Here is a 25,175-nt window from a genome sequence, read left to right as displayed (position 1 = left end):
GCGGCGGGGGTGGTGGCGAGGTCGGTGGCGGTGCCGTCGGCGTGCTCGGCCGGATACCACCGCCCCCGCCACCGCCGCCACACGCGGTCAATGCCACGGCCAACGCCGAGGCCAGGACAGTCCTGGCGACGTCTCTCTTCTGCATTTGGATGTTCTCCCCGAACCCATTCCATGGATAGGGCCCAGTCCCGGGCCCGAACGCCGTCTTTATACTGCATCCTCACACCCCTGTCGCAGCTGAGTGCGTAGCGCATGGCGCCGCATCGGCACGTGCTGGCGCGAACCGGGCGTGAGGCAGATAATCGTTTCACTTTCAACGGTATCTCCTCATGTCCGACATCGTCATCGTTGCTGCCAAACGCACTGCCATCGGCTCGTTCCTTGGTCAATTCAACGGTGTGCCGGCGCCGACACTCGCCGCCGCGGCGATCGAAGGCGCGCTGGCGCAGTCCGGCGTCGCGCCGGCCGACATTTCAGAAGTCATTGTCGGCTGCGTCCTGCCGGCCAACCTGGGCCAGGCGCCGGCACGGCAGGCGGCGATTGCCGCAGGCATCCCCACCTCGACCGGCGCCACCACCATCAACAAGGTGTGCGGCTCGGGCATGAAGGCGATCATGTTCGGCCACGACCTGATCAAGGCCGGTTCGGCCAGCATCGTGGTCGCCGGCGGCATGGAGTCCATGAGCAACGCGCCGCATCTGCTGCCCAACTCGCGCACCGGCAACCGCTACGGCAACTTCCAGGCGGTCGACCACATGGCCTGGGACGGCCTGACCAATCCCTACGACGGCCAGGCGATGGGCGTGTTCGGCGAGGCCACCGCCGAGAAGTTCGGTTTCAGCCGTGCCGATCAGGATGCGTTTGCGATCGCCTCGGTCGAACGCGCGCAGGCGGCGCAGCGCAGCGGCGCGTTTGCCGATGAAATCGTTCCGGTCACGGTGGCCACGCGCAAGGGCGAGGTGGTCGTCGACAGCGACGAGCAACCCGGCAAATCCGACATCGCCAAGATTCCGACCCTGAAGCCGGCCTTCAAGAAGGACGGCAGTGTCACCGCCGCCAGTTCGTCGAGCATCTCCGATGGCGCGGCGATCACCGTGCTGATGCGCGCAGACGAGGCGCAACGGCGTGGCATCGCGCCATTGGCACGCATCGTGGGGCATGTCACCCACTCGCAGGAACCTGAGTGGTTCACCACCGCCCCGGTCGCTGCGATCCAGACCTTGATCGGCAAGATCGGCTGGCAACTGGACGAGGTGGATCTGTTCGAAATCAACGAAGCATTCGCGGTGGTGGCGATGACGCCGATCGCCGAGCTGGGCATTTCGCACGACAAGGTCAACGTCAACGGCGGTGCCTGCGCATTGGGGCACCCGATAGGCGCATCCGGCGCCCGCTTGGTGGTGACATTGGTGAATGCGTTGCGCACGCGCGGTGGCAAGCGCGGAATCGCGACCTTGTGCATCGGCGGCGGCGAGGCGACTGCCATCGCTATCGAATTGATTTAATTGTTTTTAACGGCGATTTTGCAAAACTGAATGCGCGTACGCTTGACACTGGTCTTTGGACCGTCATCATGTCGGGGGCGCGCAATAGCGCGTTGCCTAATCTAACGACGAGGATTGAAACAATGACCATTAACAAGCTGCTGATCGCAATGGCTCTGGGCCTGGCCCTGACCGCTTGCTCGAAGCCGGAACAGGCTCAGGACGCTGCTGCTTCGGCTAACGAAGCCGCTGCCGACGCTCAGACCGCTGCTGACCAGGCTTCTGCCTCGGGCTCGCAGTCGGCTGACGCCGCTCAGGCTGCTGCCAACACTGCCGCTGCTTCGGCTGACACCGCTGCTGACGCTGCCCAGGCTGCTTCCGGCGCCGCCACCGACGCTGCTGCTGACCAGGCTGCCGACGCTGCCAAGACGGCTGAAGACACCGCCGAAGCTGCCAAGGACACCGCCGAAGAAGCCAAGAAGTAATCACTTCTTAGCTCCAAGCGAGTTCGGAGAAAGCCGCTGGTTTCCAGCGGCTTTTTCTTTGCCTGCGATTTGCCGTGAGCGGGTTGCGTCACTGTCCAAACCGTCGAACGCGCGCCATGTCGCGGCGTGGACGGCGCATGCCGCCTACCGGCTGAATGGCCGGCAGCGCATTGACGCCGGCTGCATCGGTGGGTGCATAAGCTCCGCCTTCCAACACCGGAACAGGACCACCCATGAAGACGATCCGCATGCTGTCGTTGAGCGCCATTGCCGCTTTCACTCTCGCCGCTTGCCAGGGCCCTGACGCCGAACAGGCGCAACGCGATGCCGCCTCCGCTGCCAAGCACGCGGCGGCTGCGACCGAACAGGCTGCCGATCGCGCAGCCGTCCAGGCCAAGGCCGCCACCGCCGATGCACGCGTGGCAGCACGTGAACTGGCCGCCGATGCGAGCCGCGCAACCGCTAACGCCGCAGATGCCACCGCCGACAAGACCCGCGAGATGGCCAACAAGGCCGAGCAGAACGCCGACAAGCACGACGCCGAACATCCGCAGCACTGATCGACCGTGTGACCGTCTCAACAGTTTGCAGATGTGCCGGCCAGATTGCGCCGGCGCATCTGCGTCCTGCCAACGGCAACCTCGTGTTGTCCAGTCTGGCGGGCTAGCATCCGTCCATGCCCTTCTCTTTTACTGCGCGCCGCCGCAACCAGCTGGCGCTGGCGTTTTCCGCCCTGATCTTCATCGCCATCGGTGTCGGCATCTTTGTCGGTGCCCGCCGCTCACTGGCCGACGCGGCACTGGTCTCGCATACGCATGAAGTGATCGGCCGGGTCGACGAGATCCAGGCGCGTGTGCTGGACGCCGAATCGGCGCAGCGCGGCTTTCTGCTGACCGGCAACGATGCCTATCTGCTCGACTATCAGACCAGCGTCGAGCGCCTGCCGATCCTGCTCGACAACCTGCGTCGCCTGATTGCCGACAACCCCGACCAGGTACAGCACCTGGACAGCTTGCGGCGACTGGTGGAAACGCGACTGCAGCAGATCCAGCATGTCCTGGACGTGTACGCGCAGGACGGCCTGGAGCCGGCACGTGCCGGCATCCGCCAGACCGCCTTCCGCACCACCAGCGCGATCCGCGAACAAGCGCTGACCATGGTGCAACGCGAGCAGGAACTATTGACGCAACGCGCCGAAAGCAGCCGGCAGAGTGCGGCCTTGTTGCTGGTGCTGGCACTGGCCGGCATCCCGTTCGGGCTGGCGGTGGTCGGCATTGTCTATGCCCTGCTGATGCGCGAGCTGCGGCATCGCTCGCAGGCCGAAAAAGAGGCGGCGCAGGCCAATCGCGAGTTGGCCGACAGCGTCGTGGCGCTGCAACGCAGTACCGCCGATCTGAATCTGCTCAGCCGTTACACCGGCCTGCTGCAGGGCTGCATCAGCGCAGAAGAGGCGCTGATGGTGACCAGCCGCACCCTGGCCAGCCTGCTGCCGGGCGTTGCCGGCAGCGTCTATCTGCTGCGTGCCTCGCAGGATCGCGCCGAGGCGATCAGCCACTGGGGCGAGCCGCTGGTGCACAGCGCGCCGCATCTGTTGCCTGAAGAGTGCTGGGCGCTGCGCCGTGGTCAGCCGCACATCATCGAAGACCTGGCACGGGATGCGCCATGCGCACATATCGGCGCGCCCGAGCACGGCAGCGCCGTCACCACCGCATGCCTGCCGATGTCTGCGCAAGGCACCCAGCTCGGCTTCCTGTTCCTGTCTTCGCCGGGCCCGGGGCCGATGCCGCGGCTGGAAATCGCCGAGGCGGCCGCCGAACAGCTGTCGTTGGCACTGAGCAACCTGCGCCTGCGCGAATCGCTGCGCCGGCAGTCGATTCGCGACCCGCTGACCGGGCTGTACAACCGCCGCTATCTGGAAGAATCGCTCAGCCACGAGCTGGCGCGCTGCGCACGCCGCGGCCTGCCGTTGTCGGTGCTGATGCTGGACGTGGACCACTTCAAGCAATTCAACGACAGCCAGGGTCACGCCGGCGGCGATCTGCTGCTGGCGGCGCTGGGCGAGTTGCTGCTGACCCGGTTGCGCGCCGAAGACGTGGCCTGCCGCTACGGCGGCGAAGAATTCACGGTCATTCTTCCCGAGGCCGACGGCGCCGAGGCAGCGCGTGTGGCCGAGGCCATTCGCGGCCATATCGCGGCGCTGGCAGTCAGCGACGGCCAGCGCGCGTTGCCGCGGGTGACGGCCTCGATCGGCGTGGCCAGCTTCCCGGTCGATGGCGAACTGGGAGCCAGCCTGCTCCAGAAGGCCGATGCAGCCTTGTACGTGGCCAAGCGCGGCGGACGTAACCGGGTCGAGCGGCACGGCGCGGCCAGGCCCGCAGTGGACTGAGCACGCGCGCCATCGACCTTGGTTTGCGCAATCCGTCACACAAAAGATCGGTCCACGCGGCGATAGTCGGCTTTGATCCCCTGGCGAGGCAGTCCGATGTCGATGTGGCGCGATCAAGGTCCCAACAAGAAAGACGGCGTTCCTTCAGCAGCTGAGGTCCCCGCGGCCGATGGGCGGCTGTTCACTGCCGAGGCCAGCCCGGCGCCTCCGGTCCCTGCCCCCGCGCCCCCCAGTGCCGCGCCCGCAGCGCCTGCACCGCAGCGCCACGGCGAGGCCAAGGAGTCGCTGATCGCCGCCGACATCAGCATCGAAGGCAAGATCGAGGGCGCCGGGCACGTCCGCCTGGCTGGCCGCTTCAAGGGCGATGTCAACGTCAAGGGCGATCTCACCATCGAGCGTGGCGCCAAGCTCAACGGCGGCGTCCGTGCCAACAAGGTGATCATCGCCGGCGAGCTGGAGGGCAATATCGAATCGGCCGCGCAGGTGGAACTGCAGACCTCCGGCGTGCTGGTCGGCGACGTCAAGGCCGGCAGCCTGACCGTGGCCTCGGGTGCGCGCATGCGCGGCCAGGCCGATTTCGGCTGGGGCGAGGACACCGGCAAAGCGGTCGGGACAGCCAAGCCGGTTGTCAGCGGAGACAGCGACGCCACATGACCGCGCTCCGCCCGGGCACGCCCGGTGCCACGCGCAGCTGCCCGCATTGCAAGGCGACGATCCTGGAAAGCGCCAGCGTCTGCCCTGCGTGCAAGCACCACCTGCGCTTCGACTCGGCGGCGGTGCAGCACACACAGCCGGCCCCGATCGTGCCGCTCAAGGTGGACGGCACCATCCGCCATCCCGCCGATGGCGATCCGTGGGAATACACCGTGGTGGTGGTGGTGCGTAACGGCAAGGGCGAGGAGATCAGGCGCCAGGTCGTGGACGTGGGCGCGATGCAGGGTGGCGAAGAGCGCGGCTTTACGCTGGCGGTGGAGGCGACCGCCGTGCGCGCGCCTGGACGGCGGGCGCGGCATTAGGGGTTGGGGCGGGAATCGGGAATCGGGAATCGGGAATCGGGAATCGGCGAGGAGGATGTTGGACAGCGCCGGCGTGGGTTCGCTTTGCGAATCTTATTTTCCTGATCTCCATTGACTGCCCCGATGAGGAACCGGGCGAGGCATTGAGGTGCCCGCTGCATTCAAGGCGCAGCCCGCGCCACGCCAGGCGCTTGATCGATTCGCTTCATTCGCCTTGATGACGCACTCACGCAATCAGCAACCAACGTCTGCGAGCGCTTGCCGCATCGGTGCACCGATGCGTGCCATTCCCATTCTCAGGATCTGCACACCGGCTTGGCCAGAGTTGCCGCATGCGCAACGGCAACGAACAATCTGGTGATCTGGTGGTGCTCGGGCCCGAAGGCCTGTATTGCCCGCAGGGTGATTTCCATATCGATCCCTGGCGGCCGGTGCCACGTGCGGTGATCACCCACGGACACGGCGACCACGCACGCAGCGGCATGGGCGAGTACCACTGCACGCACGAGAGCCTGCCGATCCTGCAATGGCGCCTCGGCGAGCAGGTCTATCACACGCATGCCGACGGCGAAGCGTTCGACCTGGGACGTGCGCGGGTGTCGTTGCATCCGGCCGGGCATGTGCTCGGCTCGGCGCAGGTGCGCATCGAGGTGGATGGCGAAGTCTGGGTTGCATCGGGCGACTACAAGCGCCAGCACGATCCCACTTGCAAACCGTTCGAAGTGGTGCCCTGCGACACCTTCATCACCGAAGCGACCTTCGGGCTGCCGGTGTATCGCTGGCCGGATACCGCCGATGTCGCGGCCGACATCGTCGCCTGGCGCCACGAATGCGCCGAACGTGGCGAGGCGGCCATTCTGTATTGCTATGCCCTGGGCAAGGCGCAACGCGTGCTGGCCGAATTGCGCGCCTGGGACACGCAACCGGCGTTGCTGCACGGCGCCATCGCCGTGGGCGTGGAGGTGTATCGCCAGGCCGACATTCCGATGCTCGACACCCAACCGGTCAGCGAGCACGCGCGTGGCGCCGACTATGCCGGGCAACTGGTGCTGGCGCCGCCATCGGCGGCCGGCAGTGCCTGGATCCGTCGCTTCCGGCATGCGCAACAAGGTTTTGCGTCGGGCTGGATGCGCATTCGCGGCAACCGCCGTCGGCGCAATTACGACCGCGGCTTCGTGGTGTCCGATCATGCCGACTGGCCGGACCTGCTGCGCACCATCGAAGACACCGGCGCACGGCGGGTGATCGCCACCCACGGCAATACCGATGCGTTGATCCAGCACCTGCTGGAGCGCGGCGTCGCTGCCGAGGCCTTCCGTACCGATTTCGGAGCCGAGGAATGAACCCCTTGCCTGCACGCCGCTATGCGCGCGCGCGCCCACGTCTGCGACTGACCGGCGCCCTCGCGTTCCGCCGGCACGCATTGGCATTTCGCCTACATCGCGCCGTGCCGGCCGCGGTGATCGGGCCGCCGCGGTCCTACCGGCGTCCACGCTGCCTGAGCGCATTTACGCGCCGCGCACTGGAGCTGCGTGCTGCCGACCACCGCGCATACCTGCAGGGCACGGCGTGAAGCGATTTGCCGCGTTGTACCGCACCCTGGATCGCAGTACCGGCACGCTCGACAAGCGTGCGGCCTTGGTTGCCTACTTCAGCAGCGCACCGCCGCTGGATGCGGCGTGGGCGCTGTACCTGCTGGCCGGCGGCAAGGTGGCCGGCACGCGCATGCGCATTGCCAGCAGTGGCGAATTGCGCGAATGGATCACCGAAGCCGCCGGCATCGCCGACTGGCTGGTGGCCGACAGCTACGACCATGTCGGCGACCTGGCCGAGACCTTGGCCTTGTTGCTGGACGACCCGATCACCGAAGCGGCCGATCTGCCGTTGGCCGACTGGATCGAGCAGCGGTTGCTGCCAATCGCCAATCGAGATGTCGAGGTGCGCAAGGCCTGCATCGTGCAGGCGTGGCGCAGCCTGGCCTTCGACGAGCGCCTGGTGTTCAACAAGCTGCTGACCGGCGCCTTGCGCGTGGGCGTGTCGCAGCGCCTGGTGCAGCAGGCGCTGGCGGAGATGTCCGGAATCGAGATCGCACGCATCGCGCAGCGCATGCTCGGCAGCTGGCGGCCGCATCCGACCTATCTGGCCAACCTGCTGACTGCCGAAGAACTGCCCGGCGATCGTCAACAGCCCTACCCGTTCTTTCTCGCATCGCCACTCGAAGCCGAGGTCGAAACGCTGGGCGCGGTCGATGACTGGTTGCTGGAATGGAAGTGGGACGGCATCCGCCTGCAGCTGATTCGACGCGCGGGCGAAGCGGCGCTGTGGTCGCGTGGCGAAGAACGCCTGGATGGCCGCTTCCCGGAAATCGAACAGGCCGCGTTGCAGTTGCCCGATGGCACCGTCATCGACGGCGAGCTGCTGGCCTGGCAACCGGAGCAGCCCTTGCCGATGCCGTTCACCGCATTGCAGACGCGCATCCAGCGGCTCAAGCCCGGGCCAAAGACCTTGGCGGCGGCGCCGGCGCGGGTGGTGGCCTACGATCTGCTTGAGCTCGGCGGCGAGGACTTGCGCGAACGTCCCTTGCAGGAGCGCCGCGCGTTGCTGGAAGGGGTGCTGGGCACGCTCGCCGACCCGCGCATCGTCGCCTCGCCGTTGGTGCAGGTCGGCGATTGGCAGGCGGCGGCGCAGGTGCGCCTGGATGCCCGCGAGCGCGGTGTGGAAGGGCTGATGCTCAAGCGCGCCAGCTCGGTCTACCAGTCAGGCCGCCGCCGCGGCGACTGGTGGAAATGGAAGATCGACCCGCTCACCATCGACGCGGTGCTGCTGTATGCGCAGGCCGGCCACGGCCGCCGCAGCACGCTGTATACCGACTACACCTTCGGGCTATGGCACGAGGGCCAGCTGGTGCCGATCGCCAAGGCCTACTCGGGTCTGGACGACAAGGAGATCCTGCAGCTGGATCGCTGGATCCGCGCCAACACCACCGAGCGCTTCGGCCCGGTGCGTGCAGTCACCGCCCATCATGTCTTCGAGCTGGGGTTCGAAGCGGTCAACCGCAGCGCGCGGCACAAGTCCGGCATTGCGGTGCGTTTCCCACGCATCCTGCGCTGGCGGCAGGACAAGCCGATGAGCGAAGCCGATCTCCTGAGCAGCCTGCAGGCGCTGGCACGGTGAGTGCCGCGCAGCAGACGCGCGGTACGCCCTTGCAGCAATGGCGTGCCTGGTTCGCGCAGCGCGGCTGGGCGCCGTTGCCGTTTCAACGCGATGTGTGGAAGCGCTATCTCGCCGGCGAGTCCGGCTTGCTGCATACGCCCACCGGCAGCGGCAAGACGCTGGCCGCCTTCGGCGGGCCACTACTGGAAGCCTTGTCCACGCGTGGACGCAAGCCGGCGATCAAGCCGGCGCCGGCCGCGCGGCGCCAACAGCAACGCACGCTGCAGGTGCTGTGGATCACGCCCCTGCGCGCACTCGCCGCCGATACCGCACGCGCCCTGCGCGAGCCGGTGGAGGCCTTGGGGCTGGATTGGCAGGTGGGCCTGCGGACCGGCGACGCCAGCGCGCGCGACAAGCGGCTGGCGCGCAGCGGCAAGCTCGATGTGCTGGTCACCACGCCCGAATCGCTGGCCTTGCTGTTGTCCTATCCCGACACCGCGCCGCAGTTGTCGGCGTTGCGCTGCGTGATCGTCGACGAATGGCATGAGCTGCTCGGCAACAAGCGCGGCGTGTTGCTGCAGCTGTGCCTGGCGCGGCTGCGCGGCTGGGCGCCGGCGCTGCGCATCTGGGGTCTGTCGGCGACGCTGGGCAATTTGGCGCAGGCACGCGACGTGCTGCTGCCGCATCTTCCCGATGCTGCGCTGGTCTCGGGCGTCAAACCCCGCGCGATGACCCTGGAGACACTGCTGCCCGACAGCGGCGAGCGCTTTCCGTGGGCCGGGCATCTGGGCCTGGCGCAGCTGGCGCGCGTACTGCAGAAGATCATGCAGCAGCGCACCAGCCTGGTGTTCACCAATACGCGCGCGCAGGCCGAGTTGTGGCATCAGGCCTTGAGTGCGGTGTGGCCGGACGACCTGGCCACGCTCGCGCTGCATCACGGCTCGCTGGACCCGTCCTTGCGAGCGGCCGCCGAACACGGCTTGCGCGATGGCAGCCTGCGCTGCGTGGTCGCCACCTCCAGCCTGGACCTGGGCGTGGATTTCCCCGCCGTCGATCAGGTGCTGCAGGTCGGCAGCCCCAAGGGCATTGCGCGCCTGCTGCAACGCGCCGGCCGCGCGCGCCACCGTCCGGGCGAATCCGGGCATGTGATGTGCGTGCCCTCGCATGCGCTGGAGCTGGTGGAGTATGCAGCCGCGCGGCGCGCCATCGCGCACGGCCAGATCGAAGCGCGGCCGCCGCCGCGGCTGTCGCTGGATGTGTTGGCGCAGCACTGCGTGACCCTGGCACTGGGTGGCGGCTTTCAGGCCGATGCAGTGTTCGAGCAGGTGCGCGGCACCGATGCGTTTGCAGCACTGGATCATGCCACCTGGCAGGCGGTGCTGGACTTCATCGTGCAAGGCGGCAGCGCGCTGGCGCATTACCCGGATTTCCACAAGGTCGTGCGCGACGAACAGGGCGTGTATCGCGTCATCGATCGGCGCGTGGCGCTGCGGCATCGCCTGTCCATCGGCACGATCACCAGCGACGGCAGCGTGCGCGTGCAGTTCCTGCGCGGCGGGCGCCTGGGCGCGGTGGAGGAACAGTTCGTCGGCCGTCTGCGCCGTGGCGACCGGTTTCAGTTTGCCGGCCGTTTGCTGGAGCTGGTGCGGCTGGAAGACATGACCGCCTATGTGCGCGTGGCCAAGGGCGGCAGCGGCGTGGTGCCCAAGTGGATGGGCGGACGCATGCCGTTGTCGTCGGCCCTGGGCCGCGAGGTCGAAGCGGTCTTCGCCGATCCCGGCGACGCGCCGGAGATGCAGGCGCTGGCACCGTTGCTGCGCCTGCAATCGTCACTGTCCTCGTTGCCCGGCCCTGACCATCTGCTGGTGGAAAGCATCAAGGCCCGCGATGGCCGGCACGTGTTCGTGTATCCGTTCGCCGGCCGCCAGGTCAACGAAGGGCTGGCCGCGTTGCTGGCGGCGCGCTGGGGCCGGCGCCAGCGCAATACCTTCAGTTTTGCTGCCAACGATTACGGCTTTGTGCTGTCGCCGGCGCAGGACGTGGACCTCGATGCGGGCGTCTTGCAGGCCTTGCTGTCGCCGGAGGGCCTGTTTGCCGATCTGCGCGACAGCCTCAACCTGGGCGAGCTGGCACGCCGCCAGTTCCGCGAGATTGCGCGCGTGGCCGGTTTGCTGTCGCCATCGTTGCCCGGCCGTGCACCACGCAGCCTGCGTCAGCTGCAGGCCTCCAGCGGATTGCTGTACGACGTGTTGCAGCGTTTCGATCCGGATCATCTGCTGCTCGCGCAGGCCGAGCGCGAAGTATTCGAAGGCCAGCTCGAGCTGGCGCGGCTTGCGCACGCACTGGAAGATTGCGCGCGGCGCGACCTGCGCCTGTGCAAACCGCGCAGCCTCACCCCGTTGTCGTTTCCGCTATGGGCCGAACGTGTGCGCGGCCAACTCAGTACCGAAGACTGGAAGGCCCGCGTGTTGCGTGCTGCCGAACAACTGGAGCGCAAACATGGGCGATAGCGTGCAGCTGCAGCTGGCCGGCGAAACGGTGGAACTGCTCGGCGAACGCGCACTGTATCGGCCGGCACAACGCGCCTTGTTGATCGCCGACCTGCATCTGGGCAAGGCCGATGTGTTCCGTCGCGCCGGCATCGGGATGCCGGCCGGCGGCACCGCGCACGATCTGGAGCGGCTGGATGCGCTGCTGGAACAGCGCACGGTGGACGCGTTGTGGATACTCGGCGACCTGCTGCATGGCCCCGCACCGCGCGCAGCCTGGCACCGCCGCTGGAGCGCATGGCGCGAGCGGCATTGCGCATTGCGCGTGATCGCCATCCGCGGCAATCACGACCGGGCCTTGGCGGGCGCCGATCTGCATATCGAGCCGGCCGGCGAACAGGTGGAAGATGGCCCCTTCGTGCTGCGCCACGATCCGCTGCCGCATCCGACCGGGCACGTGCTGTGCGGGCATCTTCATCCGCTGGCCGCACTGCCCGGCATGGCGCGTCGCTGGCCGGCGTTCTGGTTGCGCGAGCGCGTCACCATCCTGCCGGCGTTCTCGCATTTCACCGCCGGCATCGTGCCGACGCTGGTCGAAGGCGAACGCCTGGTTGCCTGCGTGGAAGACGACGCGCTGGCGTTGCCGGTGCGCTAGCGGGCGCGGCCGTGCGTGGGCCGCGACGGCCTCTATGCGGCCGCTTCGGTCTTGTCGACGGCCACACGCGGCAACGGTTGCGACAAGGCCTCCACGAACTCCGGCGCCAATGCCAGTTTGCCGAACCAGCCGTGCTGGGTGCCGCTGAGCACGCGCAACATGTGTCCGCGCCCGCCGGGCACGCGCCCCATCGGGTGCAGCAGCAGGTCGCGCCCGTGCGCCCACAGATCGCGTTCGGACTGGAACAACGGCGTCAGCCAACGGCTCCAGCGGTGGTAGATCGCCACATGCGCCTGGCGCTCGCGCTGGTAGCGCTGCAAGGCCGCATCCAGATCGGCACCGGCCCGCAAGGCATCGCGCAGCGCCAATGCGTCCAGCAGCGCCATGTTGACGCCCTGCCCCAGCTGCGGACTCATCGCATGCGCAGCATCGCCGGCCAGCACGAAACGGCCGCGATGCCAGCGTTTGACCACCGCGTCGCGGTAACTGGCACGCGCCAGTGCGCCATGCACCTGCACACTGTCCAGACGCGCATGCGCCTGCGGCCACATCTGCGCGATCTCCTCGCGCCATGCGGCAATGCCGCGCTGTTCCCATGCGGAAAAATCGCTGCACGGCAGGCTCCAGAAAAAACTCAGCCGCGGGGTGTCGTCGCCCGGGCGCGTGCCCACCGGCAGCAGGCCGATCATCTTGCGCGCGCCGATATAGCGCTGGCGCAACTCGTCGACAAACGGCCAGTCCTCGCGCGGCAGCAGACACCACAACGCCCCCCACGGATACACCCGATCCAGCCGCGTGCCCTGCACCTGCGCGCGCAAGGCCGATGCGGAACCATCGGCGGCGATGATCAGATCGTAGCGGCCATGCCAGTGCCCACGCTGGTCCTGCACGCGCACGCCGTCGTGATCGATGGCGGTGATCTGCGTATCCACATGCAGTTGCGCGTGCTCCGGCCAGGCCTCGCGCAACAGCGTGAACAAGGCGCCGCGCTGCATCCCCAGGCCCATCAGCCGCGCATCCAGGTCGCGATACTGCATGTCCATCACCGCGCGTCCGCACGGCGTTTCGCCATACAGCCGGCGCACCGGCGCGCCATGCGCAAGCGCCTGCGGCAGCAATCCCATCGTCCACAGCACCTGCAGGCCGCTGGGCTGCAGCAGGAACCCTGCGCCCACCGGCCCGGGCGCGGCAGCGCGTTCGAACACGTCCAGTCGATGCCCGTCGGCGCCCAGCAGCGCGGCCAGTGCCTGCCCCGCCGTGCCATAGCCCACTACCGCAATCCGCATTGTTCGCTGCATGTCCTTCGCTCTTTGAAGCTCACCGACCCCGCATGGACCGATGCAAAAAAAACCCCGCCGTGGCGGGGTTCTTCAACCGCACAATCGAGTCACATCACTCGACCGGCGTGATGTTCGAAGCCTGGGCACCCTTGGGGCCCTGGGTCACGTCATAACTGACGCGCTGGCCTTCCTGCAGGCTGCGGAAGCCCTTGGAGTTGATCGCGGAGAAGTGCGCGAAGACATCGGCGCTGCCGTCCTCCGGTGAGATGAAGCCAAATCCCTTGGCGTCGTTGAACCACTTGACGGTACCGTTCGGCATGGTGATGCGAGACCTTTGCAATAATTAATGGGTGGTGTACGGCAATGCGTACGCGCCGAGTATGCAAAGCTTATGCCCCGATGACAATCACCCGCGTGCAAGTTCGCCAATCAGCTCCGGCAATCCGGACGAGGCGGCATCGACGTTGGCCAACACCTCTGCCATGGTGATTTCCTGCGCGTCGCCGCAGCCGGCCGCCCAGTTGGCCACGATCGCCAAACACGCATATTCCAGGCCTTTTTCGCGTGCAAGACCGGCTTCGGGCATGCCGGTCATGCCGACCAGATCGCAGCCGTCGCGACGCATGCGGGCGATCTCTGCAATCGTTTCCAGCCGCGGTCCCTGGGTGGCTCCGTAGCATCCGCCGGCAACCATCGTGACGCCGGTCACCTTGGCCGCGGCGATGACCTTGCTGCGGAACATCGGCGAATACGGATGACCGAAATCCACGTGCTGCACCTCGCTGCCCGGCTCTTCGCAGAAGGTGGACACGCGGCCCCAGGTGTAATCGATCAGCTGATCCGGGCAGGCCAGCACGCGCGGACCGAACTGCTCGGTGATGCCGCCGACGGTGTTGAGCGCCAGCACGCGCGCAGCGCCGATTTGCTGCAGCGCAGCGATGTTTGCGCGGTAATTGACCTTGTGCGGCGGCAGCGAATGGCCTTCGCCATGGCGCGCCAGGAACGCCACGCGGTGGCCCAGCAACATGCCGACGCGGATCGGGCCGGAGGGCGCGCCATACGGCGTTTCGATAGCGTGCGTCTGCACCTCGTCCAGCTGGGCGAGCTTGTAGACGCCAGTGCCGCCGATGACGGCCAATGCGATGGAATTGGGTGACACAAGCAACCTCTGCTACAAAAAGACATGACGGTGCGCGCACGCGTGCGCGCCGGGCTGCCCGCGGCAATGCGGGCACGCTGCGGCAGTTACTGCTTCATCGCGTAGATGGCGGGAATGCCGCGCAGCTGCTCGTTGACGTCCATGCCGAAACCGAACACGTAACGGTCGGCCACTTCCACGCCGACATAATCGGCGGCCACGCCAGGCACGCAACGGTCGTGACGCTTGACGGTCAGCACCGCCACGCGCACGTCGGTGGCGCCCTGCTCCAAGCACCATTGGCGCACGCCCTGCAGCGTGTAGCCCTCATCAAGGATGTCGTCGACCAGGATCACCCGGCGGCCGAACAGCGCAGTGGCCGGACGGTGCTTCCACACCAGCTCGCCGCCGGTGGTTTCGCCGCGATACCGGGTGGCGTGCAGGTAATCGAACTGCAGGTCCTGGCCGCGTGCGCCCAGCTCCAGCGCCAGCTGGCCGGAGAACGGCAGCGCGCCGTGCATGATGGTGAGATACACCGGCACTTCGCCGGCATAGTCGCGCGCAATCGCGTCGGCGATGCTGGCAACGGCCGCATCGATGGCGGGGCGGTCGACCAGCAGGTCGGCTTGGGCCAGGGCCTGGGAAATGGTGAGCGTGGACATCAGGCAGTTGTTCCGAAAGAGGCGGAAAGGGGAGTGGTGAATGCGGCGTCGGAGCCGGCGAGCAGGCCATCCCAGCCCAGCGCGCCGCGGCCGATCAGGCCGATCAATGCTGCGGTGTTGAGGCTGCGGCCGGCCACGGCCTGCAGCGATTCATCGACCAGTTCCGGGTGGCAGACCAGCACCACGTCGCAGCCGGCATCCAGATGCGCATGCACCCGGCCCGCCACGCCGCCGGCGCTGAACGAGGCGGCCATGCCGATGTCGTCGGAGAACACCACGCCACGGAAGCCCAGTTGCCCGCGCAGGATCTGCTCGATCCAGCGCTGCGAATAGCCGGCCGGTTCCGGGGCGATCTGCGGGTAGACCACGTGCGCCATCATCACCGCATCGGCGCCGGCCTCGATGCCGGCCACGAACGGCACCAGATCCTCGGCCAGCAGGACCTCCAGCGGCCGAGGGTCGCTGGCATGGTCGACGTGGGTGTCTTCCAGCACGGTGCCGTGGCCGGGGAAATGCTTGAGCGTGGCGGCCATGCCGGCGCCGTGCAGCGCCTGCACATAGGCGCGGGTGAAGCTGGCCACGACCTGCGGGTCGTCGCTGAAGGCACGGTCGCCGATGGCGCGGTTGCCACGGCCCAGATCCACCACCGGCGCGAAGCTCAGGTCCACGCCGCTGGCACGCACCTCGCTGGCCATCAGCTGCGCATGCGCGCGCGCAGCGGCGAGCGCGGCCTCGGGGCCCTGCGCGTACTGCACGCCGAAGCTCTGCAGCGGCGCCAGCGCGCTGTAGCCGTCGCGAAAGCGCTGTATGCGCCCGCCTTCCTGGTCCACGCAGATCAGCACCGGGCGCGGTGCGGCCGCGCGGATGGACGCAGACAGCTCGGCCACCTGCGTGCGCGAGGCGAAGTTGCGCGTGAACAGCACTACGCCGGCGACCGCGTCGTGCTGCAGCCAGTCGCGTTCCTGTGCGCTGAGTTCGGTACCGGCAACGCCGATCAGAAGCATGTTGGGGGACTCCCGGGCCAGGCGCCAGGTTGGCGCAGCGCGGCATTGTCGCAGATGCGCGTTGCAGCGTCAGATCGCGCATTCAGGCAGGCGCGCGTTTGCTGCCGTCTGGGCCCCGCCGCGGCCCGCCGGCCGTGCCTCAGAGCACCTCCAGATTCGCTCGCCAGTGCGCGGCCTGCGCCTGCACCTGGTCCAGCACCTCCGGTGCCATGGCATCGAGCTGCCGGTACGGCAGCGCCAGGCGCTCGTTGGCACCCAGCAGCGTGCGCTGCCGCGCCAGGAAATCCCAGTACAGGGCGTTGTACGGGCAGGCCTGCGCGCCAACCCGCGCCTTGCGCTGGTAACGGCAGCCGCCGCAGTAATCGCTCATGCGGTCGATATAGGCCGCGCCGCTGATGTACGGCTTGCTGCCGAGCAGGCCGCCATCGGCGAACTGGCTCATGCCGACCGTATTGGGCAGTTCCACCCATTCGAACGCATCGACATAGACCCCCAGGTACCAGCGATGCAGCGCCTGCGGCTCCAGCCCCGCCAGCAGCGCGAAATTGCCGATCACCATCAGCCGCTGGATATGGTGCGCGTGCGCGTTGGCCAGCGAATTGCCGATCGCATCGGCCAGGCAGCGCATGCCGATCTGCCCGTCCCAGAACCAGTGCGGTAGCGGTGCATGCTGGTCGAGCTGGTTGGACCGCGCATAGGCGGGCATCTGCGACCAGTACACGCCGCGTACGTATTCGCGCCAGCCCAGGATCTGGCGGATGAAGCCCTCCACCGATGCCAGCGGCGCATGCCCGTCGTGCAACGCCGCCTCCGCGCGCGCGATCACCTCGCGCGGATGCAGCAGCTTGACGTTGAGCGCGAACGACAGCAGCGAATGAAACAGCCGCGGGCTGCGCGTGCTCATCGCATCTTCGTAGCGACCGAAGTGCGGCAACGCATGCGTGACGAAGGCATCCAGGTGCTGCAAGGCTTCGTCGCGGTCCAGCGGCCACGGCAGCGCGTCGGCGTTCGGTGCGCCGAAGCTGCGGACGCCGGCTGCCTCGATAGCGCTCCACAGCGCGCGGTGATCGTGCGCTGCGCGCCACTCCTGCGGCGCGGGCGGATCGCCCGGCCATGGCGCACGGTTGTCGTGATCGAAATTCCAGCGCCCGCCTTCCGGCTCGCCCGCGGCATCGAGCAGGATCCGGTGGCGACGGCGCATCTTTCGGTAGAACACTTCCATGCGCCATGGGCTACCGGCGCGAAAACAGCCGGCGACCTCATCGCGTTCGGTCAGGAAATGCTCGCTGCCGACCATGCGCGTGGCGAACGGCTGGCGCGCGCACCAGTGCTGCAATGCCTGATCCAGCCGCCATTCGTCCGGCGCCTGGTACTCCAGCCGGCTGGCGCGGTAATGCGCCATCAGCGCGTCCAGATTGGCGGGGATCGCATGCCGATTGCTGGGGTTGTCGATGGCCACGTAACGCACCCGATGACCGGCCTGCCGCAGGCGCGCGGCGAACGCGCGCATCGCCGCGAAGATCGCCAGGATCTTCTGCGCGTGGTGCAGCACGTAGTCGGTTTCCTCGCGCACTTCCATCAGCACGTAGACCACACCCGCATCGATCGCATCGAACCAGCTGTGTTGCCGATTGAGTTGATCGCCCAGGATCAGGCGCACTGTGTGCGCGGCGGCCTGCGGGGTGTGGCCAGCTGTGCCTGCCACCACATCAATCCTGACCGCTGCCCGCGGCGTCGCCGGCGCACACCCGCGCTGCCAACGCCACACCGCTTTGCCAGGCCCCCTCGACCTTGCCGCCGGCCAGCCAGTCGCCGCAGATGCCGATGCCCGGCCGCGCCTCCCAGGCACAGCCGATCTGCAGCGCAGGCTCGGTGCTGGCCACCGTCCAGCGGTATGCATCGCAGGACTGCGGTGGTGGCAGGCCGAGCGCGGCCAGCGCCGGCAACAGGCTGGCGATCACGGCCTCAGGCGTTGCGTCCAGATGCGCCTGACTCCAATCGGCAGTGGCATGCAGCAGCCAGGTTTCCACGCCCGCCCTCCCCGGCTTGCTGGAGTTGCGTGCCACCCAGCGCACCGGGCCAGCGTTGACGAACAAGGCGTCGTAGCCGGGATCGACCGCCAGGTCGAAACGCAGCACCACCGCCCAGGCCGGCTGCATCCGTGCAGTGGCAGCAAGCGTCGCCAGCGTGGGGGCGAGGTCAGCCAGCAAGGCAGCCGCACGCGGCGCCGGAACCGCCAGCAGCACGGTATCGAAGGCGCGTGTCGTCGCGTCCTCCGCCAGCTCCAGCTGCCAGGCGTCGCCATTGCGCTGCAGTGACCGCACGCAGGTGCCCAACCGAACATCGAGGTCGGCCGCAAGCGCACGCGCCGGTGCGGCCATGTCCGGCACCCCGACAAAGCGCGTCAACCCGCTGTGCGACGCACGCAGGGCGGTGCCATCCCAACTGGCGACGCGCGCAGGCCAGGCCGCCGCGGCGCCGCGCGCGATCCACGCATCCACCAGGGCGGCAAACGCCGGGGCGCGTGCGGTGAAATACTGCGCGCCGTGATCGCACTGCCAGCCATCGCCGCCACAGCTGCGCATGCGTCCGCCGGGCAGAGTGTCCTGCTCGAACAGCGTCACCGCCAAACCCGCCGCCTGCAGCCGTTGCGCGCAGGCAAGCCCAGCCAACCCGGCACCGATCACCGCAACCGTCTTCGAGCGGGTGGGCATCATCTCTCAGCTGCAGGCAGTCGCATCGCGCCGCCGGCCGTTCATACCGCGCAGCCGTCCGGCCCGCAGGCATCGGGACCACCGATCGGCGTCGATTCGGCCGCCAGCTGCAACAACGCCTGCGCGAAGCTCTCCGGCGGCTGCGCGCCCTGGATCAGGCTGCGTCCGTCGATGACGAAACTGGGCACCGCACGGATTCCCAGCGCAGCGGCTTGCGCCAGTTGCGCCTGGACGGCAACGACGCCTTCGTCGGAGTCCAGCAGCGCGCGCACGCGCGCCTCGTCCAGGCCGCCGGCGGCGCCGGCGGCCACCAGCGTTTCGGTCGCGCCGACGTTTTGGCCTTCGGCAAAATACGCATGGAACAGCGCTTCGATCACGGCCTCGACATCGCCCTCGCGGCTGGCCAGCCAGATCAGCCGATGCGCGCGCAGTGTACTGACCTGCACCTGCCCGCGCCCGAAGTCGAACGGCAGGCCTTCGGCGCGCGCGGTGGCCTGGGTCTGCGCCAGCATCTGCTCCACGCGCGCGGCACCGCCGAACTTTTGCGCCAGCGCATCACGCAGCGGCGTCGGCTCCAGGCCGGCCTCGGGATCGAGCTGGAACGCGTGGTAATGGATGTCCAACGCCGGCGCCTGCGCACCAAGCGCGGCCACCGCCTGCTCGAAACGGCGCTTGCCGATCCAGCACCAGGGACAGACCACGTCAGACCAGATATCGATGCGCATGGGCGGGGATTGGAGATGCGTCATTGGGGATGCGCAAAGCATAAACCCAATACCAAGGCAGGGATTGGGGAGTCGCAACGCAATCAGCCCAAGTCCGACGCATCGCGTTAGCTGTTACGAATCCCGAATGCCCAATCCCGAATCCCGAATCACACATCCCCGCTCCAGTTCTTGAACGGATGCGAGGCCAGCGCCAGGTTGTAGTAACGCACGTCGTCGGTGACTTCCGCGCCGACCCACGCAGGCCTGGCGAAGGCCTGGTCGGCATGTTCCAGTTCGATCTCGGCCACCACCAGCCCGGCATTGTCGCCAAGGAATTCGTCCACTTCCCACACCTGCCCCTGGTACTGGACCAGATGCCGGCGCTTGTCGATCAAACCGCCGACGCACAGCGCCAGCAGCGCGCGTGCCTCGACCACCGGAATCGGATACTCGAACTCCTGCCGCGTGTGCCCCACCTCGCGCGATTTCAGATTGAGAAACGCGCTCTCGCCCTGGATACGCACCCGCACCGACGCGTTTTGCGCACCACTGCGCAAGGCGGCCTGGTCGTTGATATAGCCCTGTGCCATCGGGATCACCGCATGCGCGGCAGCGCGCCAGCCATCGCCGGTCACCAGGAATTTGCGTTCGATTTCGATGGGCATGGGAATCGGGAATCGGGAATCGCAACAGCATACGGCGAACCGCACCTACGATTCCCGATTCACTATTCCCGATTCACCGCCGTTCAAACACCGCAATGCTCTCCACATGCGCGGTATGCGGAAACATGTCCATCGCGCCGGCGGCCTTAAGCGTGAAGCCCTGCTCGTTGACCAGGTAGCCGGCGTCGCGCGCCAGCGAGCCGGGGTGACAGCTTACATAGACGATGCGCTCGAACGTTTTCAGCGGCAACTGCTGCAGCACTTCCAGCGCGCCCGAGCGCGGCGGGTCCAGCAGCAGCTTGTCGAAGCCCTGCCGCATCCACGCAGCATTGCGCTGGTCCTGGGTCAGATCGGCCGCATGGAACTGCGCATTGGCCAGCCCATTGCGCTGCGCGTTGTCCCGGGCGCGCGCCACCAGCCCGGCATCGCCCTCCACGCCGACCACTTCGCGCACGCCGCGCGCCAGCGGCAGGGTGAAATTGCCCAGCCCGCAGAACAGGTCCAGCACGCGGTCGTCGGGCCTGGCATCGAGCAGCGCCAGTGCGTGCGCGATCATCTTCTGGTTGAGCGAGGCGTTGACCTGGATGAAATCCAGCGGCCGGAACGCCAGCTCCACATCCCACTGCGGCAAGCGGAACGACAGCGGCACCTGCTGCGGCCACAGCGGATGCACGCTATCCACGCCGCCCGGCTGCAGGAAGATCGCAAAGCCCTGCGCCTGCGCGAACGCCGTCAGCGCCTGCAGATCGCGCTCGCTGAGCGGCTGCATGTGGCGGATGGTCAATGCCACCGCCTCGTCGCCGGCAATGAATTCGATCTGCGGGATGTCGCGCTTGCCGTCCAGGCCTTCGACCAGCGCCGCCAGCTGCGGGATCTTCTCGCCGATCTGCGGGATCACCGTGTAACAGACCGACAGATCGGCCACGAAACGCGGATCCAGCTCGCGAAACCCCACCAGGGTCTTGTCCTTCTTCTCGACGCGACGGACCGAAAAGCGGCCCTTGCGCCGGTAGCCCCAGTTATCGCCGACCAGGGCCGGCAACACCGCCTGCGGCGTGACGTGGCCGATGCGCTCCAGGTTGTCCAGCAACACGCGCTGCTTGGCCACGATCTGCTGCGACTCTTCCAGATGCTGCAGGACGCAGCCGGCGCAGACGCCGAAATGCGGGCAGCGCGGGGTCACCCGCTGCGGCGATGCCTCCAGCACCTCCACCGTCCTGGCCTCGTCGAAATGCCGGCTGCGCGCGGTGGGTTCGGCACGCACCAGCTCACCCGGCAAGGCGCCACTGATGAAGGTGACTTTGCCGCCCTCGCCGTCGCGGCGGGCCACACCGCGCCCGTCGTGGCTGAGGTCGGTGATCGCGGTCTGGAACGGCGTACGGTCGAAGCGGTTTCGGGTTCTGGCCACGTGGCGACGAGCTGCGGGCAAAAAGGGTGCGTATTGTCGCAGATGCGATCGATCGCGGCCGCCTCGCGCCGCAGAACAATTGTCGCGCCCCGCAAACACAGGCACACTTCCGCTGCACGCGGCTGCTAGGACGCGGCATCGCTGACAAGGAGGCAGCATGAACATGGCAACACGCCAGGAACCCCAACCACGACTCTTGCTGGTAGAGGACGACCCGATCAGCCGTGGCTTTCTGCAGGCGGTGCTGGACGGTCTTCCCGCCCATGTGGACTGCGCAGACTCCTTGTCGTCGGCACTGGACCGCGCGCGCGCACGTCGCCACGACCTGTGGCTGATCGACGTCAATCTTCCCGATGGCACCGGCAGCGGCCTGTTGCGGGCACTGCGCCTGCTGCACCCTGACGTGCCCGCACTGGCCCACACCGCGGACACCAATCTGGCGATGCAACGCAGCCTGCAGTCCGATGGGTTCCTGGAAATGCTGGTCAAGCCGCTGACCTCCGAGCGCCTGCTGCAGGCGGTCCGTCGCGGACTGGCGCGCGGCCGCTACAGCATGGCACCGGTGGGTGTGGTCGACATCGCTGCCAGCGATTGGGACGAAGCGGCCGCGCTCAGCGCGCTCAACGGCCAGCAACACCATCTCAACGCGCTGCGCGAGTTGTTCCTGGCCGAGTTGCCAGGCACCCGCGATGCGGTGGATTCGGCCCTGCAGGTCAGCGACGATCAGGCGCTGCGCAGCCATCTGCATCGGCTGCAGGCCAGCTGCGGATTTGTCGGCGCGGCGCGGCTTGCCGGCGCAGTGCGCCTGCTGCGCGGCGACCCGCATTCCAGCACGGCACAGACGCAGTTCCACGCGGCGGTGGCTGCGCTGCTGCACTGAAGGATGACGGCGCCGATGCTCTTGGACGCGGCGCAGCGTCGGCAGTCGGGACGCGCGACACCGAGCATCATGCGTGCGCGGCGGGTCCACCTGGACCCTGCCGCGCGTCCGCGCACTGCTCGCCAGGCCTGGTCGAGCAGCCTTGCGCCCCTCAACGCCGCCGCGCCAGATCCTCGAGCATTTCCCAGGATTTCAGCCCGCGTCCGCTCAGATGATGCAGCAGCACGCCACGCATGCTGCGACGCAGGCCCGGCATGTCGTCGGCCGCGGGCATGACGTCCTGGCCCAAGGCCAGCAGCGCCGCGCCGGTCACGGTGTCGCGCCGATCCTGCGCCATCGCCTCGCTCAATACGCGCAAGGCGCCTTCCTGTGGATCGAGCCGGTAACGCGCCGCCGGGTCGATCGCCTGGCCGTCGCGGTCGTGCTGCAGATCGAACGCAAAGCCCAGGCCATCGAGCACATCGCGCTCGAACTGGCGCAGGCCCCAGGCCAGCGGCAGGCCAGAGGCCAGGTGCGCCCGCGCTTGCGCATAGCAATCGAACAATTCCGGCACCGGATCGTTGCGCGGCGCCAGGCGCAGCAGCAGCTCGCTGATATAGAAACCGGCCAACATGGATTCGCCCGCCAGGCGGGGGGCGGTATCCAGCGCCTCGGCCTGACGCAACTGCGCCAGTTCGCCGCGTTGCACCGCGGTGAACTGGATCAGCTGCAATGGCTGCAGCGCGGCCCGCAGGGCCTGCTTGCGCGGGCCTTGCACCCCGCGCGCCAACAGCCCGACCCGCCCATGCTGCTCGCTCAGCACTTCCACCAGCAGGCTGGTCTCGCGCCAGGCACGCACATGCAGGACGAACCCGCGTTCGTGTTCGATCAGCATGCGCTGCAGAGCCCTGAGCGACGTCCGGAGAACCGGGGCCCGGGAAATGCCAGGGCAGGCATTCGATCCACATGCCGCCGAAGGAGCGCGTCATCGCATTCGCCAGCCTCGCGTGCGGCGTGACCAGCACATGGCTGGCTGCGCAGCACCGGCCCACCCCGCCTTGCGACGGCCGATCCGGCGCTGCTCTCGGGTCCCGGGTCCTTGGTCCCAGGTCCCGGCTTCATTCGTATCCGAACGCCTTCAATGCCGCTTCGTCGTCCGACCAGCCTTCGCGCACGCGCACCCAGGTTTCCAGAAACACTTTTGCACCGAATAGCCGCTCCATCTGCAGCCGCGCCTTGCCGCCGATGTCCTTCAGGCGGGTACCGCCCTTGCCGATCACGATCGCCTTCTGGCCTTCGCGCTCGACCCAGATCACCGCGCCGATGCGCAGCAGCGCGCCATCTTCGGCAAAGCGTTCGATCTCCACGGTGGTGGCATACGGCAGTTCTTCGCCGAGCTGACGCATCAATTGCTCGCGCACCAGCTCCCCGGCCAGGAAGCGCTGACTGCGGTCGGTGATCTCGTCCTCGCCGAACATCGCGTCGGCTTCCGGCACCAGCTTGAGCAGGTCGCCGACCAGCGCCTCCAGGCCCTTGCGCTTGAGCGCCGACACCGGATGCACCGCCGCGAACGTCCGCCCCTCGCTGACCTGGGCCAGGAACGGGAACAGCGCGGTCTTGTCCTTGAGCCGGTCGACCTTGTTGACCACCAGCACCACCGGTACCTCGGCGTCGCTCAGGACCTTGAAGGCCAGGGTGTCCTCGTCGTCCCAGCGACCGGCTTCGATCACCAGCACCGCCGCGTCCACGCCTTCCAGCGAGCCGCGCGCGGCGCGGTTCATCACCCGGTTCATCGCGCGCTTCTGCTCGCGATGCAGCCCGGGCGTGTCGACCAGCACCAGTTGCCCTTCGGGGAAGGTGGCAATGCCCAGCAACCGATGGCGCGTGGTCTGCGGCCGGTTGGACACGATGCTGACCTTCGCGCCGACCAGGGCGTTGGTCAGGGTGGACTTGCCGACGTTGGGCCGGCCGATCACCGCAACGCTGCCGCTACGGTGGGGGGAAGAGGTTGCGCTCACGTGTTCGAATCCAGTTGTGCGATGACGAGGGTGGCCGCCTGTTGCTCGGCGAGGCGACGCGAGGTGCCCTGGCCTTCGGCGCGGGCGACGGGCTGCTCCAGGATGCAGGCGACATGGAACTGCTTGGCATGTTCGTCGCCGCTTTCGCTGATCAGCGCGTAATTGGGCAGCGGCAGCTGCCGCGCCTGCAGCCATTCCTGCAGCCGGGTCTTGGGGTCTTTTTCCGCCTTGCCCACCGGCAGCGCCGCCAGCGAGGGCTCGAACCAGGGCAGCACCACCGCGCGGCAGCGTTCGAAGCCGCAGTCCAGATAGATCGCCGCCACGATCGCCTCGACCGCATCGGCCAGGATCGAATCGCGTCGATGGCCGCCGGACTTCAGCTCGCCCGGGCCCAGCGTCAGCCGCTCGCCCAGGTTGAGGGCGCGGCCGATCACCGCCAGCGCCCCTTCGCGCACGAGTTCAGCGCGCGCGCGGGTCAATGCGCCTTCGTCGGCCTTGGGCCAGCGCTGATACAGCGCCTCGGCGATCAGCAGATTGACGATGCCGTCGCCAAGGAATTCCAGTCGTTCGTTATGCGGAGTACCGGCGCTGCGATGCCGCAGCGCCTGGGCGAGCAGACCCGGATCGGCGAACGCATGCCCGATCGGATCGCAACGCTGGAATGTCCTATTCGCCACCACGTCCCGTCATGTCCTGGGACGTCTCGAACTTGCCGACGACATCAAGATTGCCGATCAATTCGCGGCGGACTTCATAGTTGACCTTCATGCGCCAGCCGCCATCAACGCGCTCGAACTTGACGTCTTCCTTCTTGACGTTTTCCGAGTAGTTGATGTACAGCCGACGAAAGAACAGGTCCTGCAACTTGGACGGGTCCATGTTGGCGCTATCGGGCTCCTTGGCCAGGCTCTTCATGGCCGTGCGCACGGAATAGTATTCCTGGTACATCGGAAACAGCTTCATCCCGATGTACAGGGCAAAGCCCACCACCGCCAGCACCACCACGAACGACGTCAACGTCATACCGCTTTGCTTGCGCTTCATTGTGCTTC

Annotated in this window: 26 protein-coding genes; 12 read left to right on the top strand and 14 right to left on the bottom strand. The window is 67.6% G+C overall.

The genetic code is table 11. The features are described 5' to 3' along the window. The first annotated feature begins 329 nt into the window (after positions 1–329). From EO141_RS02050 to pdeM, 11 genes are all read left to right on the top strand, one after another. Complete coding sequence (locus EO141_RS02050; RefSeq protein ID WP_104650539.1) at positions 330–1,505, top strand: acetyl-CoA C-acyltransferase; 1,176 nt, start codon at positions 330–332, stop codon at positions 1,503–1,505. A gap of 122 nt (positions 1,506–1,627) precedes the next feature. Continuing rightward, on the top strand, positions 1,628–1,969 hold the full coding sequence (locus EO141_RS02045; protein ID WP_104585815.1) for a hypothetical protein: 342 nt from the start codon (positions 1,628–1,630) through the stop codon (positions 1,967–1,969). Positions 1,970–2,202: 233 nt separating this feature from the next. Beyond that, a complete protein-coding gene (locus EO141_RS02035; protein WP_104585817.1) occupies positions 2,203–2,529 on the top strand; it encodes a hypothetical protein in 327 nt (108 codons plus the stop codon). A 116-nt stretch (positions 2,530–2,645) separates the two neighbouring features. Then, the gene (locus tag EO141_RS02030; protein ID WP_127168417.1) at positions 2,646–4,355 is read left to right on the top strand and encodes a diguanylate cyclase; all 1,710 of its coding nucleotides are present in this window, start codon (positions 2,646–2,648) and stop codon (positions 4,353–4,355) included. A gap of 96 nt (positions 4,356–4,451) precedes the next feature. After that, positions 4,452–5,009, top strand: a complete 558-nt coding sequence (locus EO141_RS02025; protein ID WP_127168416.1) for a polymer-forming cytoskeletal protein — start codon at positions 4,452–4,454, stop codon at positions 5,007–5,009. Continuing rightward, positions 5,006–5,371 (top strand): hypothetical protein, encoded by a 366-nt coding sequence (locus tag EO141_RS02020; protein ID WP_127168415.1) that lies wholly within the window; start codon positions 5,006–5,008, stop codon positions 5,369–5,371. Before EO141_RS02025 ends, EO141_RS02020 begins: the two co-directional genes overlap by 4 nt. A gap of 332 nt (positions 5,372–5,703) precedes the next feature. Continuing rightward, positions 5,704–6,714 carry a ligase-associated DNA damage response exonuclease gene (locus tag EO141_RS02015; protein WP_127168414.1) on the top strand — a complete coding sequence of 337 codons (1,011 nt, stop codon included), beginning with the start codon at positions 5,704–5,706 and terminating at the stop codon, positions 6,712–6,714. Then, positions 6,711–6,944: a hypothetical protein gene (locus EO141_RS02010; protein ID WP_127168413.1), complete on the top strand. Its 234-nt coding sequence runs from the start codon at positions 6,711–6,713 to the stop codon at positions 6,942–6,944. Before EO141_RS02015 ends, EO141_RS02010 begins: the two co-directional genes overlap by 4 nt. After that, complete coding sequence (locus tag EO141_RS02005) at positions 6,941–8,545, top strand: ATP-dependent DNA ligase (RefSeq protein ID WP_127168412.1); 1,605 nt, start codon at positions 6,941–6,943, stop codon at positions 8,543–8,545. Before EO141_RS02010 ends, EO141_RS02005 begins: the two co-directional genes overlap by 4 nt. Next, positions 8,542–11,034, top strand: coding sequence for a ligase-associated DNA damage response DEXH box helicase (locus EO141_RS02000; protein WP_127168411.1), 2,493 nt, complete (start codon positions 8,542–8,544; stop codon positions 11,032–11,034). Before EO141_RS02005 ends, EO141_RS02000 begins: the two co-directional genes overlap by 4 nt. Beyond that, positions 11,024–11,668 carry a ligase-associated DNA damage response endonuclease PdeM gene (gene pdeM / locus EO141_RS01995; protein ID WP_119132393.1) on the top strand — a complete coding sequence of 215 codons (645 nt, stop codon included), beginning with the start codon at positions 11,024–11,026 and terminating at the stop codon, positions 11,666–11,668. The genes EO141_RS02000 and pdeM overlap by 11 nt, the downstream gene beginning before the upstream one ends. A gap of 32 nt (positions 11,669–11,700) precedes the next feature. Here the strand turns inward: pdeM and EO141_RS01990 are convergent, their stop codons facing one another. The 10 genes from EO141_RS01990 to rlmD form a co-directional block, all read right to left on the bottom strand. Then, a complete protein-coding gene (locus EO141_RS01990; protein ID WP_127168410.1) occupies positions 11,701–12,966 on the bottom strand; it encodes an NAD(P)/FAD-dependent oxidoreductase in 1,266 nt (421 codons plus the stop codon). 94 nt (positions 12,967–13,060) lie between these two features. Next, positions 13,061–13,267 (bottom strand): cold-shock protein, encoded by a 207-nt coding sequence (locus tag EO141_RS01985; protein WP_003488188.1) that lies wholly within the window; start codon positions 13,265–13,267, stop codon positions 13,061–13,063. 87 nt (positions 13,268–13,354) lie between these two features. Then, positions 13,355–14,107 carry an S-methyl-5'-thioinosine phosphorylase gene (locus tag EO141_RS01980; protein WP_127168409.1) on the bottom strand — a complete coding sequence of 251 codons (753 nt, stop codon included), beginning with the start codon at positions 14,105–14,107 and terminating at the stop codon, positions 13,355–13,357. 86 nt (positions 14,108–14,193) lie between these two features. After that, positions 14,194–14,748 (bottom strand): hypoxanthine-guanine phosphoribosyltransferase, encoded by a 555-nt coding sequence (locus EO141_RS01975; protein ID WP_016903731.1) that lies wholly within the window; start codon positions 14,746–14,748, stop codon positions 14,194–14,196. Further along, positions 14,748–15,752 (bottom strand): beta-N-acetylhexosaminidase, encoded by a 1,005-nt coding sequence (gene nagZ / locus EO141_RS01970; protein ID WP_119132395.1) that lies wholly within the window; start codon positions 15,750–15,752, stop codon positions 14,748–14,750. Before nagZ ends, EO141_RS01975 begins: the two co-directional genes overlap by 1 nt. A gap of 139 nt (positions 15,753–15,891) precedes the next feature. Next, positions 15,892–17,457 carry a cryptochrome/photolyase family protein gene (locus tag EO141_RS01965; RefSeq protein ID WP_164739021.1) on the bottom strand — a complete coding sequence of 522 codons (1,566 nt, stop codon included), beginning with the start codon at positions 17,455–17,457 and terminating at the stop codon, positions 15,892–15,894. 4 nt (positions 17,458–17,461) lie between these two features. Then, positions 17,462–18,466 (bottom strand): FAD-dependent oxidoreductase, encoded by a 1,005-nt coding sequence (locus EO141_RS01960; protein ID WP_241236611.1) that lies wholly within the window; start codon positions 18,464–18,466, stop codon positions 17,462–17,464. Positions 18,467–18,507: 41 nt separating this feature from the next. After that, complete coding sequence (locus EO141_RS01955; RefSeq protein WP_119132397.1) at positions 18,508–19,191, bottom strand: DsbA family oxidoreductase; 684 nt, start codon at positions 19,189–19,191, stop codon at positions 18,508–18,510. Between the two features lie 149 nt (positions 19,192–19,340). After that, a complete protein-coding gene (locus EO141_RS01950) occupies positions 19,341–19,838 on the bottom strand; it encodes a CYTH domain-containing protein (protein WP_127168407.1) in 498 nt (165 codons plus the stop codon). A 73-nt stretch (positions 19,839–19,911) separates the two neighbouring features. Continuing rightward, complete coding sequence (gene rlmD / locus EO141_RS01945; protein WP_127168406.1) at positions 19,912–21,246, bottom strand: 23S rRNA (uracil(1939)-C(5))-methyltransferase RlmD; 1,335 nt, start codon at positions 21,244–21,246, stop codon at positions 19,912–19,914. Between the two features lie 157 nt (positions 21,247–21,403). Between rlmD and EO141_RS01940 the strand changes: the two genes are divergently transcribed. Next, positions 21,404–22,126: a response regulator gene (locus EO141_RS01940; protein WP_104585847.1), complete on the top strand. Its 723-nt coding sequence runs from the start codon at positions 21,404–21,406 to the stop codon at positions 22,124–22,126. A gap of 151 nt (positions 22,127–22,277) precedes the next feature. Here the strand turns inward: EO141_RS01940 and recO are convergent, their stop codons facing one another. The 4 genes from recO to EO141_RS01920 all read right to left on the bottom strand — a co-directional run bounded on the left by recO (position 22,278) and on the right by EO141_RS01920 (position 25,167). Continuing rightward, positions 22,278–23,000, bottom strand: a complete 723-nt coding sequence (gene recO / locus EO141_RS01935; protein WP_104585849.1) for a DNA repair protein RecO — start codon at positions 22,998–23,000, stop codon at positions 22,278–22,280. 223 nt (positions 23,001–23,223) lie between these two features. Further along, positions 23,224–24,123: a GTPase Era gene (gene era / locus EO141_RS01930; protein WP_104585851.1), complete on the bottom strand. Its 900-nt coding sequence runs from the start codon at positions 24,121–24,123 to the stop codon at positions 23,224–23,226. Continuing rightward, the gene (gene rnc, locus EO141_RS01925) at positions 24,120–24,800 is read right to left on the bottom strand and encodes a ribonuclease III (protein WP_127168405.1); all 681 of its coding nucleotides are present in this window, start codon (positions 24,798–24,800) and stop codon (positions 24,120–24,122) included. The genes era and rnc overlap by 4 nt, the downstream gene beginning before the upstream one ends. Continuing rightward, on the bottom strand, positions 24,790–25,167 hold the full coding sequence (locus tag EO141_RS01920) for a DUF4845 domain-containing protein (protein ID WP_104585853.1): 378 nt from the start codon (positions 25,165–25,167) through the stop codon (positions 24,790–24,792). The genes rnc and EO141_RS01920 overlap by 11 nt, the downstream gene beginning before the upstream one ends. Positions 25,168–25,175 lie beyond the last annotated feature (8 nt).

Origin of the sequence: Xanthomonas sp. BRIP62415 (assembly GCF_003993515.1) — a bacterium.
Lineage (GTDB): Bacteria > Pseudomonadota > Gammaproteobacteria > Xanthomonadales > Xanthomonadaceae > Xanthomonas > Xanthomonas euroxanthea.
Note: the sequence above shows the minus strand (reverse complement) of the source record. Positions and strands in the feature narration are given on the sequence as shown.